Raw genomic sequence first — 12,271 nt, forward strand, 5'->3', positions numbered from 1 at the left:
ATGCGAAACTGGAAGATTTGGCTCGGGCGCTTCAAAGAGCTGCGAGTGACGCGGGGATTCGTGCGGTACGGCACGGCCCGCGGCGGAGTGCTCGCCGGCGGCATCGCCTACTCGGCCCTCTTCGCCCTCACCGCCGCCATGACGATCGCGTGGACGGCGTTCATGGCGCTCATGGGCTCGGACAGTCGGCTGCGCGCCGACGTTCTCCGAGGATTCGACCGCGTCCTGCCGGGAATCCTCAAAACGGGCGACGGCGGAGGCATCGTCGACCCCGACTCGCTCGTCCTGAAGTCCGCCGTGACGCCCGCCTCCGTCCTGGCCGGCCTCGTCCTGCTCTTCACCGCGACGTCTGTCGTCGCCAACGTCGGCAAGTCTGTTCAGGCGATGTTCGGCATCGTCAGCCTCCACATCGGCCTTGCAGCCAGGCGGCTGCGCTCGCTGGGAGGCTTCGTCGTCCTCGCGCTGGGAGTCGGAGCGTCCTCCGTCCTCACGGTCTTCGGCGGCCTGGGGGCGCTCGTTTCCTTCGCCGTCGACGTCGGGGTCGTAGCCTTCATCTTCCGCGTGGTGGCAGGGGTCAGAATGCCGAGGCGCGACCTGCTTCTCGGCGCGACGTCGGCCGCCGCGGGAACCACAATCCTCAGGCTCTGCGAAAAGAGCCTCATCGGCTCCGTCTCCGACAACGCGCTCCTGGCGTCCTTCACGGCGGTCGCCGCGCTTCTTCTCGGATTGAACCTCGCAAGCCGCATCCTCCTCGTGTGCGCCGCGATCGCGGCCAACCCGCCGACGCCCTACGTTCCGGTCACGCGCGACGAGCTCCACGCGACGCAGACGCCGAACTACGTCACCCTCTCCGCTCCCCACACCCTTGACTGGCTGCACAACCCGCTTTCGGGGAGCGTCATTCCCGCGGACGCCGACGGCGTCGCCTCCGCCGACACCGGATCCGGGCGGCGCCCGGCCTGCCGACAACCTGACCAAAGCCCAGCCGACGAGCTCGGCGGAACGGAGAAACCATGACCTTCCACGCCATCGTCCCCGCGGGTGGAGCCGGCACGCGCCTGTGGCCGCTCTCCCGCCGCAGCGCGCCGAAATTCCTGGCCGACCTCACCGGGTCCGGGAAAAGCATGCTCCAGGCCACCGTGGACCGGCTCGCGCCGATAACCGACGACGTCACGATCGTCACGGGCGCCGCCCACGCCGATGCCGTCGCCGCGCTCGTGCCCGGCGCGTCGCTCGTCGTCGAGCCGTCGGCGCGGGGAACGATGGGCGCGATCGGCCTGGCCGCGGCCATCGTCGAGGCCCGCGACCCCGAAGCCGTGGTCGGCTCCTTCGCCGCCGACCATCTCATTGCAGACGAGGAGGCCTTCAGGCGGGCGGTTTTGCGCGCCGCGGAAGCCGCCGAGCAAGGCTACGTCGTCACAATAGGGATTTCCCCCGACCGCCCATCGACCGCCTACGGGTACATTGAAGCGGGAGAGAGCTTCGGCCCGGCGTGCTCCGTCGCCCGCTTTGTCGAAAAGCCCGACGAGGCTACGGCCGCCGAGTACCTCGCCACGGGAAGATACCTGTGGAACGCGGGAATGTTCGTCGCCAAGGCGGGCGTGCTCATGGACGCGCTCGCCCGATTCCATCCGGAGTTGGCCGAACCGCTGCGCGCTTTGGCCGCCACGTGGGAGGCCGGGCGCGAAGACGGCGTCGCCGAATACTGGGAGCCCCTGGAGAGCGCGGTCATCGACACCGCCGTGGCCGAGCCGCTCGCCGAAGAGGGAGGCGTGGCCGTCGTCCCCGTCGAGATGGGATGGTCCGACGTCGGCGACTATGCCTCGCTCGCCGACGTCGTCGAGTCGAACGAACAGGTGGCCCCGCGGGGGTCGGAGCAGACCGTCCTCGCGCCCCCCGACGCCCTCGTCTACACCGGACACAAGCCCGTGGTCGTTGTGGGGATCCCCGAGGCCGTCGTCGTCGACATGGACGATGTGCTCTTCGTCACAACGCGCGCGAGTTCGCAGGACGTCAAACTGACGGTGGAGGCGCTCGGCCGGTCGGGACTAGGAAGATTGGCGTGAACTATTCGGTAGTTAACCGAAAAAGAACGTAGACTTGGATCACATTCTCCGCGTCTTTTTCCGACGCGGATGCACACAACCAGGAGAAACAAGCGTGAAGAACAGCAAAGTTGCCGCGCTTCTCGGCGTTGCGGCATTGGCGCTCAGCGCCTGCGGCGGCGGCAAGGCGGGAGAGAGCGCCTCGTCGAAGGAAAACGCGACGAAGGGCCCCGCGGCAAAGCAGATCGACTATCGAGCCTGCATCGTCTCCGACGCCGGGGGGTGGGACGACAAGTCGTTCAACCAGTCGGCCAAGGAAGGTCTGGACAAGGCCGTTCACGACCTCGGCGTGCGGCCCAACACCGCGGAGTCGAAATCCGACAACGATTTCGCCCCCAACGTGAAGTCGATGGTCGAAGCCAAATGCAATCTGACGATCGGCGTCGGGTTCAAGCTGTCCGAAGCGGTCGAAAACGCCGCGAAGTCCAACCCGGACAAACAGTTCGCCATCGTCGACGCGACCTTCCAGAACCAGCCCGAGAACGCCCGCGCCCTCGTCTTCAACACGCACGAGGCGGCCTACCTCGCCGGATACGCGGCCGCGGCCAACTCCAAGTCCGGCAAGGTCGGAACCTTCGGCGGAATCAAGCTCCCGACCGTCACGATCTTCATGGACGGATTCGCCGACGGCGTGGCCCGCTACAACAAGGACCACAAGAAGGACGTGAAGGTCCTCGGATGGAACAAGGAGACCCAGGAGGGCCAGTTCACCAACACCTTCGACGATCAGTCGAAGGGGACCGCCGTGGCCAACCAGCTCATCCAGCAGGGCGCGGACGTCATCATGCCCGTCGCCGGCCCAGTCGGCCTGGGCGCGGCCGCCGCCGCCAAGTCCAACGGCAAGACGCTCGTTGTCGGCGTCGATTCCGATTGGTACGAATCGGCTTCCGAGTACAAGGACATCGTTTTGACCTCCGTGCAAAAGGGCATCAACCCCGCCGTCGTCGACACGATCAAGTCCGGCGTCGAGAAGAAGTTCGACAAGACGCCCTACGTCGGCACGCTGAAGAACGGCGGCGTCTCGCTCGCCCCCTTCCACGATCTCCAAAAGTCCCAGCCGAAAGGCTTGGAAGACGAATTGAAGAAGATCAAGGAAGAGATCGTCTCCGGCAAGACGGTTGTGAAGTCCTCGGCTGCTTACGAAGTCAAATGAGCGAGGAGGGGCCTGGGACGGCGAAGGAGTCCGGGCCCCTCCAAGCTTGAAAGGTTGGGCATTCTGTGCATCTGGAACTGCGTGGGATCACCAAGCGATTCGGCTCGTTCGTAGCCAACGACGGTATAGACCTCACTGTCCGGCCGGGGGAGATACACGCCCTTCTCGGCGAGAACGGCGCGGGCAAATCAACCCTCATGAACGTCCTGTACGGGTTGTATCGGCCCGAAGAGGGCGAGATTCTGATCAACGGCGAGCCGGCGTCCTTCTCCAACGCCGCCGACGCCGTCGCCGCGGGCATCGGAATGGTCCACCAGCATTTCATGCTCATCCCCGTGTTCACCGTAGCCGAGTCCGTCGCCCTCGGATTCGAGCCGATCAACCCGGTCACGCGGCTCCTTCGCCGCAAGAAGGCCCGCGGCCTCGTGAAGGAATGGTCCGCTCAATTCGGCTTCGACCTCGATCCCGACGCCAAGATAGAAGACCTGCCCGTCGGCGTCCAGCAGCGAGTGGAGATCGTCAAGGCATTGGCCCGAGGCGCGGAGCTGCTCGTCCTCGACGAGCCGACGGCCGTCCTCACCCCGCAGGAGACGGACGGGCTCATGAAAATCATGAGAGGGCTCGCGGACTCAGGGGCATCCATCATCTTCATCACCCACAAGCTCCGAGAGGTCAAGGCGGTCGCGGACAGGATCACCGTGATCCGCAGAGGGGCGGTGGTCGGGCAGGCTTCGCCCGAGGCCTCCCAGGAGGAGCTCGCCTCCATGATGGTCGGGCGCCCCGTGCTTTTGCACGTCGAGAAGAAGCCGGCGACGCCGGGCAAAGTTGCGCTCCGCGTCGAGGACGTCTCGCTTGTGAGCCCGGGCGGAGAAACCGGGGCAACCTTGCTCGACCGCGTCAGCTTCGACATCCGCGAGGGAGAGATTCTCGGCGTCGCGGGCGTGCAAGGCAACGGCCAAACCGAGCTCGCCGAGACGCTCCTGGGGCTCAGACGCCCAGATTCGGGCTTGATCTCGCTCAACGGGAAGCCCATTTCCAACGCCAGCGTGCGCAGGCACATCGACGCGGGCATTGGATTCGTGCCGGAAGACCGCTCGACCGACGGCATGATCGCCTCGTTCTCCGTGGCCGAGAACCTCGTTCTCAACCAGTACAGGCGCCCGCCCTTCGCGCGGGGGCCGGCCATGAGCGTCTCCGAGGTGGCGAAAAACGCCGAGAAGCGCGTCGTCGAATTCGACATCAGGCTGAGCGACGTCAACGGCCCGATCTCCAACCTCTCCGGAGGGAACCAGCAAAAGGCCGTGGTTGCGCGCGAGCTTTCAGGAAATCTGTCGCTTTTCATCGCCAACCAGCCCACGCGCGGCGTCGACGTCGGGTCCATCGAATTCATCCACAAACGCATCGTCGCAGAACGGGACAAGGGAACGCCCGTTCTGCTCGTGTCGTCCGAGCTTGACGAGATCGTCGGGCTTTCCGATCGCATCGCGGTCATGTACCGCGGGCAGATCGTCGGGATCGTTCCCGCGGACACCCCGCGTTCCGTCCTCGGAGTCATGATGGCGGGAGGCACGCCCGAAGAGGCCGCCGAACAAGCCGAGCCGACCCTGACGGACCGCGTCGAGGAAGAAGGCGTGTCCGGGCGCGGGCAAGACAGCTTCGCGCCGAAGGGCGACGCGCTGAAACGGTTCGGGCCGAAGGGCGAGGCTGCGAGGGAGGAGAACGCACATGGCTGAGACGCAAGGCAACGAAGCGGCCCAGAGAGGAACGGCCCAAGGCGGCGCGGCGCAGGGCCAGGCAGGGCCGAACGAAGTCGGGCTGGGTGGCGCGGGGCCGGAGGAAAACGGAGCTCTCCTAGGAGCGGGCGAGGCGTTCCGAGCCGAGGGCGGAACAGCCTGGGATGACGCGACGCCGGGCGAAGAGGGGCGAGAGCCGAGCCGCCTGCGGTTGGCGATGTGCCGTTGCCTCAGTTTGCTTTACAGGGCATTGAGCTCGAGCGCCGCCGTCTACGTTTTGGCGATCGTAGTTTCGCTCGCCGTCGGCGCGATCCTCATGCTCGTTTCGGGCGCCGACGTCGTCGAAGGCTATTCGGCGATGGTCCGCGGGTCCGTCTTCAATTGGAAGGCGCAGTCCTTCCAGGGCCAGATCGCCCCGCTCACATCGTCGATCTTCTCCTCCCTGCCGCTGATCATCGCGGGGCTCGCCCTCGCCCTCGGTTTTCGCGGCGGCCTGTTCAACATCGGGGGGACCGGGCAGATCGTCGCCGGGGCCATCGGCGCCGCCTGGGTGGGATTCCAGTGCCATATGCCGGCGGGAGTCCACCTCCTCGCCTGCCTGCTGGCCGCCGTCGTCTGCGGCGGAATCTACGGTTTCATCGCGGGTTTCCTCAAGGCGACGACCGGCGCCAACGAGGTGATCATGACGATCATGCTCAACTTCGTCGCCACGCTCGGGCTCGCCCAGCTTTTGACGTATCAGTCCTTCCGGCGGCCGGGGTCCGGCGATCCGCGCTCGCCCACGATAGACGCGACGGCGCAGCTGCCCGAAACCGCTCCGCCGTTCCAGATCAACGGCGGCGTGGTCGTTGCCATCCTCGCAACGATTTTCGTCTGGTGGTACCTCGAGCGTTCGACGTGGGGGTTCGAGCTGCGAGCTGTCGGCGCCAATCCCGACGCCGCGAAGACCGCGGGAATGTCGATCGGCAAGGTGACGACGGTGACGTTGACCCTTTCCGGCGCGCTGTGCGGCCTGGCCGGCGGGGTGACCATGACGGGCGATCTGAAGTACCTGACTGACGACGTCGCAGGAGACACCGGGTTCGACGCCATCACCGTGGCGTTGCTCGGCCGGAACAGGCCCATGGGCACTTTCTTCGCCGGAATCCTCTTCGGAGTGTTCCGGGCGGGCGGACGGACGATGGACGCCCAGGCCGACGTGCCCATCGACATGGTCCTCATCCTCCAATCCGTCATCGTTTTGCTCATCGCGGCTCCCGCATTCGTCCGCTGGCTCTTCCGGCTTCCAACAGGCGGGAGCGACAGATGGCGCGCGTATCTGACCCTCGCCCGGGAAAAGGCCGCGGGGCAAGCCGAAGCCTCGCCGGATTCCGCGGCGCAGGCTGAAGACAGAGCGCCGGGGAACGGGCGGCTGCGGACCGAGGCGCAGGAAACGGATGACAAGAAGGAGGCCTTCAAATGAGCGTTGAAGTCACCGGCGAATCGCTCGAATCTCCCGAGGAGCCCGCGGCCCCGCAGGCGTCTTCCCCGGCCGTCGCCGGGCGCATCAGCTGGCGCAGGCCCATCGCCTATCTGATTCTCACACTCCTGCTCGGCGCCATGTGGATGAGCGCCGATGGCGACGCGATCTTCTCCCTCACGAGGGGAGGCGAAAGCATCGAGATTCCCGATTTCACATTCGGATCTGCCGCTGTGTGCTGCGTGCTCACGCTCGTCGGCCTTCTCGCCACTGTCTACGCTTTCGTGCGGGCGGTACAGAGGAAGAAAATCGGCGTGCTTCCGACGATCGCCATCGGCGTGAGCGCCGTCCTAGGGCTCCTCGCCTGGTACGGAGGAGGGTCGTCCAGCCGTATCACCCTCACATTCGCTCTCGCATCCGGCTTGGCGTCCGCGACGCCACTCATTTTCGGCTCCCTCGCGGGCGTCGTCTCCGAACGGGTCGGAATCGTCAACATCGCGATCGAAGGGCAGCTCCTCGCCGGCGCCTTCGTCGGGGTCGTCGTGGCCTCGTGGTGGCAGAGCGTGTGGCTCGGCCTGATCGCCGCCCCCGCGGCCGGCGCGATCGTCGGCGCGCTCTTGGCCTTCTTCGCCATCAAGTACAACGTGGATCAGATCATCGTCGGCGTCGTCCTCAACGTCCTTGTGATTGGCCTGACGACCTTCTTCCTCGGAACCGAGCCGTTCAAAACGAACAAGATCAACCTCAATTCCTCGATCTTTCACCTCGATCGAATCGCAATCCCGGGCCTGTCGGACATTCCGGTCCTAGGGCCCGTCCTGTTCGACCAGACCGCTCTGACGTACTTCATGTACGCGCTCATTGCCGCGCTCACCGTCTACCTGTACCGTTCGAAGTGGGGTTTGCGGCTGCGGGCGTGCGGCGAGCATCCGAAGGCCGCCGCGACCGTGGGCATCAACGTCCGTGCCACGCGTTTCAGGAACAGCCTGCTGGCCGGGGCGATCGCGGGCCTCGGAGGCGCCTACCTCACAATTGCAGCGGACATCGGGCACGAGTTCAACGACAAAATGTCGTCTGGCAAGGGCTACATCGCCCTCGCCGCCATGATCCTCGGCAAGTGGAATCCGATCGGGGCCGTGGGTGCGGCGCTCATGTTCGGCTTTGCCGAGGCGACGGCGATCCTTCTGCCCACGCTCGACTCGAGCGCGCCGGCGAATCTCATCAACATGATCCCCTACGTCATCACGATCTTGGCCGTCGCCGGATTCGTCGGCAAGTCCCGCCCTCCGGCCGCCGAGAACAAACCTTACTAGAAGGAAACAACCCCTGTCGAAGAACAACGGCTCTCACTAGAATGCGGCAAGGTCTGCCTAGAATAGCGGCAAACCCCGCCGGAAAGCGACGGCACTCAGGAAGGCTGCAAGACCTGGCGGAAAAGCCGTCCTCGCCGGAGGAAGGCAAGATAGACATTCCAGCGAGGGCAAGTCCCTGAGACTCAATGAGGAGGCGATGTGACGGAGGATTGGCGACCCGAGATCCCTTGGCGACGCCTGCGAGAGCTCGCCCTCGAAGCGATGTCGCGGGCCTACGCTCCGTATTCTGGCTATCCGGTGGGGGCGGCGGCGCTCGTCGACGACGGACGCCTCGTTTCGGGCTGCAACGTCGAAAACGCCGGGTACGGGGTGACGCTGTGCGCCGAATGCGGGCTGGTTTCCGAGCTTGTTCGCGGCGGAGGTGGGAAGCTGCTCGCCTTCGTGTGCGTCAACGCCGACGCCGAGACGATCGTGCCGTGCGGCAGGTGCAGGCAGCTGCTGGCGGAGCACGCCGACCCCGCCATGGTCCTCGACATGCCCGGCGGCCTCATGCCCATGGCCGAGGCCCTTCCCTTCGCCTTCGGGCCGGGCGATCTGAACATCTGAACGCGGTCGAGCGGACCGCGCCGTTTGTGAGCAAGGAGAACTGAGGTGGCAGAAGCCTTCGATGCCGTCGACGTCATTCGACTCAAGCGCGACGGCGGCGAATTGAGCGATGCACAGATCGACTGGGCGATCGACGCCTACACCCGCGGCGCCGTCGCCGACGAGCAGATGAGCGCCCTCGCCATGGCGATCTTCCTCAACGGGATGAGTCGACGCGAGATCTCGCGATGGACCGCCGCAATGATCGCCTCGGGCGAGCGGATGGACTTTTCGGGGCTTGCGCGGCCCACGGCCGACAAACACTCCACCGGCGGGGTGGGGGACAAGATCACCCTCCCGCTCGCCCCGCTCGTCGCCTCCTTCGGAGTGGCCGTCCCGCAGCTTTCGGGCAGGGGACTGGGGCACACCGGCGGCACACTCGACAAGCTCGAATCGATCGCCGGGTGGCGGGCAGATGTGAGCAACGAACAGATGTGGGAGTTCCTCGGAAAAGGCTCGGGCGCCGTCGTCTGCGCCGCGGGGGCCGGGCTGGCGCCCGCGGACAAGAAACTGTATGCGCTGCGAGACATCACCGCCACCGTCGACTGCGTGCCGCTCATTGCCTCCTCGATCATGAGCAAGAAGATCGCGGAGGGCACGGGTGCGCTCGTCCTCGACGTCAAGGTCGGCTCGGGCGCCTTCATGAAAGACATCGACAGGGCACGCGAGCTCGCATCGACGATGGTCGGCCTCGGCGCCGACGCCGGAACCCAGACCGTCGCGCTGCTGACGGACATGGACGTGCCCCTCGGCCTGACCGTCGGCAACGCGCTGGAGGTCCGCGAGTCCGTCGAGGTCCTCGCGGGAGGCGGGCCGGGCGACGTCGTCGAACTCACCGTCGCGCTTGCCAGAGAGATGCTTGCGGCCGCGGGAAAGAACGACGTCGACGTCGAAGCCGCCCTCGGCGACGGCCGCGCCATGGACGTGTGGCGGGCCATGATCCGCCAGCAGGGAGGCGACCCCGACGCGCCTCTGCCAACGGCCCGCGAGACTCACGACGTGACCGCGCCCCGCGCGGGGATTCTCACCGAGATGGACGCGCTCAAGGTGGGAGTCGCGTCGTGGCGGCTCGGCGCCGGGCGCGCCCGCAAAGAAGACTCCGTCCAGGCGGGGGCCGGAATCGAAATCTTCGCCAAGCCCGGCGACCGCGTGGCGAAGGGACAGCCGATCCTGCGCCTGCACACCGACGAGCCGGACAGATTCGAGAGGGCGATCGACGCGCTTGGGGGAACGCTGACCGTGGACGACGTCGCCCACGCCCCCGGGCCCGGCGTTTCGACCGGGAGAGACGCTCCGCTCCGGGAACCCCGCCATTCAAACGGGACAGACGACGCTGCCGCGCGGAAGCCGCGGCGGCCGGCCGCCGGGAAGCCCCGCCGCTCGGTCGTCCTCGAGAAACTGGGATAAAACTCAAGAAGAAACTGGGATAAAACTCAAGAAAGGAAACAAGCATGCCGTACACCCGTGACGATGTCGCCAAGCTCATCGACCACACCCTGCTCAAGCCGGAGGCGACGCACAGCCAGGTACGCGAACTCGTCGAGGAGGCCAACGAGCTTGGGGTCTGCTCGGTGTGCGTCTCGCCCTCGCTGCTTCCCCTGCCCTTCGACCTGGGGAACGTGAAGCTCGCGGTCGTGTGCGGATTCCCCTCGGGGGCGCACCACAGCGACGTCAAGGCGGCCGAAGCGGCCCGGGCCGTCGCCCAGGGCGCCGACGAGGTCGACATGGTCGTCAACCTCGCGTGGGCGGTCGGGAACGAATTCGAGAAGGTCGAGGCGGACATTCGCGCCGTCCGCGAGGCGATGCCTCGGGCGGTTCTGAAGGCCATCATCGAGTCTGCGGCGCTGAGCGACGAGCAGATTGTCGCCGTGTGCGAGGCGGCAAAGGCCGCGGGCGCCGACTTCGTCAAGACCTCAACGGGGTTCCACCCGTCGGGGGGAGCTTCGGTCCACGCCGTCGCCCTCATGAAGGCAACGGTGGGAGAGACGATGCAGGTCAAGGCCTCGGGCGGAATCCGCGACGGGAAATTCGCCGCGGAGCTTCTCGACGCCGGGGCTACGCGCCTCGGCCTCTCGGCGAGCGCGAAAGTGCTCGACACCCTCTGAGGCCGCCCGCCGCGCTCACCGGAGGCTAGAGCCTGGCCGCTAGAGCTTGAGCGCCGCCGAAACGTCGGCCTTGAGCGCTTCGAGCCGGGAAGCTGCGGTCTTCTTCGCCGAATCGAGGCCGCCCTCGACGGGCTCGCAGACCTCGAGGTAGCACTTGACCTTGGGTTCGGTCCCCGAGGGACGAATGACCACGCGGTCGTCCGCCTGAGTGTGCCACACGATCGCATCCGTAGGAGGAAGATCCTCCGTCCCCTCGCTCAGGTCGAGGGAGCCGACCACGGGCGAGCCCGCTAGAGAGGCGGGAGGCTCGCGGCGCACCTTGTCCATCGTACGTCCTATGATGGACAGGTCCTCGACCCGGACGGTGACCGGCGCCGTGAGGAAAACCCCGTGAAGCGCGTACAGGCGGTCGAGTTCGTCGAGGAGCGAGGAGCCGGAGGCGGCGAGCCCCGCGGCGACCGACGCCAGGAGGATGCCGGCCGACATGCCGTCCTTGTCCCTGACGGCCGCCGGATTGACGCAAAAGCCGATGGCTTCCTCGTAGCCGTAGGCGATGTCGTGAACTCGCGCTATCCATTTGAAGCCGGTAAGGGTCTCGCGGTGCTCCGTCCCATGCGCGGCGGCGATGCGTCCGAGCAGCCTTGAGGAGACGATGGAATTGGCCAGCACGCCGCCCGGGCTCTCCGGAGCGCCGCTCGGGCCAGAAGCCGCTTGCCTTTCCAGCTTCTGCGCCGCCTGCTCGCCGAGAATCGAGCCGATCTCGTCGCCCGAAAGCTGGCGCCACTCGTCTCCGTCAGGGACGGCCGCCGAGCATCTGTCGGCGTCGGGATCGGAGGCGACGATGAGGTCCGCCCCGACCCTGCGAGCCGTTGCGATCGCGAGGTCGAGCGCGCCCGCCTCCTCGGGATTCGGAAAGGCGACGGTGGGGAAGTCGGGATCCGGCTCGCACTGTTCGGCCACCTCGACGACGTCGCGAAAGCCCGCGGTCGCGAAGACGCGGCGCATGATTTGCGCGCCGACGCCGTGCATCGCCGTGTAGACGATTCTCAGATCGCGCGGCCCGGCGGGGACGAGCGCGGCGCATTCGGCCACGTAGGAATCGACGAGCTCCTCGCCGACCGTCGCATAGTCGGTTGCCAGGGGGATGTCGGCGGCGGACCCCGTCGCCTCAATCTCTCGCGCGATCTCCGCGTCGGCCGGGGGAACCAGTTGGACGCCCCGTCCGTCCTCGTCGGTGTGCGTGCCGCCGAGGTACACCTTGTAGCCGTTGTCACGAGCCGGGTTGTGCGACGCCGTGACCATCACCCCGGCGTCGGCGCCGAGTGCGCGCACCGCGTAGGCGAGGATCGGCGTCGGCAGCGCCCGGGGAAGAATCGCCGCGCGCAGGCCGGCCGCCGTTGCGATTGCAGCGGTGTCCTCGGCGAACTTCCGCGAGTTGCGGCGCGCGTCGTAGCCGACGACGAGGAAGGCGTCTCCGCCGGTCTTCTTGCGAAGATAGGATGAGAGTCCGGCGGCTGCCTTGCGGACGACGGCCGTGTTCATCCGGAAGGGACCCGCCGCCATCGGCCCACGCAGCCCCGCTGTGCCGAATTGCAGGAACGAGGAGAACCGGTCGTCCAGCTCGGCCTGAGCCTCCGCCTCGCCCTCCTCGGCCCGACTGAGAAGCTCGGCGAGCTCGGCCCTGTCGTCTTCGTCGGGGTCCGCCGCGATCCACTCGCGGACGGCGCTGACATTGACCATTGTTTTCCCTCTCGTCGG

10 protein-coding genes and 1 pseudogene are annotated in these 12,271 nt (G+C 66.7%); 9 read left to right on the plus strand and 2 right to left on the minus strand.

Features of this window, described 5'->3' with window-relative positions; genetic code table 11:
• The 6 genes from A4H34_RS06065 to A4H34_RS06090 all read left to right on the plus strand — a co-directional run bounded on the left by A4H34_RS06065 (position 1) and on the right by A4H34_RS06090 (position 7,763).
• Entirely contained in the window at positions 1–1,017 is a 1,017-nt protein-coding gene (locus A4H34_RS06065; RefSeq protein WP_138587205.1) for a YihY/virulence factor BrkB family protein, read from the plus strand.
• A complete protein-coding gene (locus A4H34_RS06070) occupies positions 1,014–2,066 on the plus strand; it encodes a mannose-1-phosphate guanylyltransferase (RefSeq protein ID WP_009199033.1) in 1,053 nt (350 codons plus the stop codon). The genes A4H34_RS06065 and A4H34_RS06070 overlap by 4 nt, the downstream gene beginning before the upstream one ends.
• A gap of 94 nt (positions 2,067–2,160) precedes the next feature.
• The gene (locus A4H34_RS06075; RefSeq protein WP_009199032.1) at positions 2,161–3,258 is read left to right on the plus strand and encodes a BMP family lipoprotein; all 1,098 of its coding nucleotides are present in this window, start codon (positions 2,161–2,163) and stop codon (positions 3,256–3,258) included.
• 65 nt (positions 3,259–3,323) lie between these two features.
• Positions 3,324–4,991, plus strand: a complete 1,668-nt coding sequence (locus A4H34_RS06080; protein WP_064231387.1) for an ABC transporter ATP-binding protein — start codon at positions 3,324–3,326, stop codon at positions 4,989–4,991.
• Positions 4,984–6,453 (plus strand): ABC transporter permease, encoded by a 1,470-nt coding sequence (locus A4H34_RS06085; RefSeq protein ID WP_064231388.1) that lies wholly within the window; start codon positions 4,984–4,986, stop codon positions 6,451–6,453. The genes A4H34_RS06080 and A4H34_RS06085 overlap by 8 nt, the downstream gene beginning before the upstream one ends.
• Entirely contained in the window at positions 6,450–7,763 is a 1,314-nt protein-coding gene (locus tag A4H34_RS06090) for an ABC transporter permease (RefSeq protein ID WP_231870970.1), read from the plus strand. Before A4H34_RS06085 ends, A4H34_RS06090 begins: the two co-directional genes overlap by 4 nt.
• Positions 7,764–7,858: 95 nt before the next feature.
• On the opposite strand, the pseudogene A4H34_RS11560 reads toward A4H34_RS06090, so the two are convergent.
• Positions 7,859–7,933: pseudogene (locus A4H34_RS11560) on the minus strand (hypothetical protein); the annotation flags it as partial.
• A gap of 91 nt (positions 7,934–8,024) precedes the next feature.
• Between A4H34_RS11560 and A4H34_RS06095 the strand changes: the two are divergent.
• From A4H34_RS06095 to deoC, 3 genes are read left to right on the plus strand one after another with little or no spacing between them, the layout of a single operon-like run.
• A complete protein-coding gene (locus A4H34_RS06095; protein WP_082903152.1) occupies positions 8,025–8,369 on the plus strand; it encodes a cytidine deaminase in 345 nt (114 codons plus the stop codon).
• A 45-nt stretch (positions 8,370–8,414) separates the two neighbouring features.
• A complete protein-coding gene (locus tag A4H34_RS06100) occupies positions 8,415–9,815 on the plus strand; it encodes a thymidine phosphorylase (protein WP_064231390.1) in 1,401 nt (466 codons plus the stop codon).
• 44 nt (positions 9,816–9,859) lie between these two features.
• Positions 9,860–10,513 (plus strand): deoxyribose-phosphate aldolase, encoded by a 654-nt coding sequence (deoC, locus tag A4H34_RS06105; protein WP_064231391.1) that lies wholly within the window; start codon positions 9,860–9,862, stop codon positions 10,511–10,513.
• Between the two features lie 39 nt (positions 10,514–10,552).
• Here deoC and A4H34_RS06110 read toward each other — a convergent pair whose 3' ends face one another.
• Positions 10,553–12,253: a phospho-sugar mutase gene (locus A4H34_RS06110; RefSeq protein ID WP_064231392.1), complete on the minus strand. Its 1,701-nt coding sequence runs from the start codon at positions 12,251–12,253 to the stop codon at positions 10,553–10,555.
• Between the last annotated feature and the right edge of the window lie 18 nt (positions 12,254–12,271).

Source organism: Peptidiphaga gingivicola (assembly GCF_001652275.1).
Classification (GTDB): domain Bacteria; phylum Actinomycetota; class Actinomycetes; order Actinomycetales; family Actinomycetaceae; genus Peptidiphaga; species Peptidiphaga gingivicola.

Excerpts from the sequence above, each read along its gene's own strand:
- A4H34_RS06065 (WP_138587205.1), top strand. The coding sequence starts at position 1 with ATGCGAAACTGGAAGATTTGGCTCGGGCGCTTCAAAGAGCTGCGAGTG.
- A4H34_RS06070 (WP_009199033.1), top strand. The coding sequence starts at position 1,014 with ATGACCTTCCACGCCATCGTCCCCGCGGGTGGAGCCGGCACGCGCCTG.
- A4H34_RS06085 (WP_064231388.1), top strand. The coding sequence starts at position 4,984 with ATGGCTGAGACGCAAGGCAACGAAGCGGCCCAGAGAGGAACGGCCCAA.
- A4H34_RS06090 (WP_231870970.1), top strand. The coding sequence starts at position 6,450 with ATGAGCGTTGAAGTCACCGGCGAATCGCTCGAATCTCCCGAGGAGCCC.
- A4H34_RS06095 (WP_082903152.1), top strand. The coding sequence starts at position 8,025 with ATGTCGCGGGCCTACGCTCCGTATTCTGGCTATCCGGTGGGGGCGGCG.
- deoC (WP_064231391.1), top strand. The coding sequence starts at position 9,860 with ATGCCGTACACCCGTGACGATGTCGCCAAGCTCATCGACCACACCCTG.
- A4H34_RS06110 (WP_064231392.1), bottom strand. The coding sequence starts at position 12,253 with ATGGTCAATGTCAGCGCCGTCCGCGAGTGGATCGCGGCGGACCCCGAC.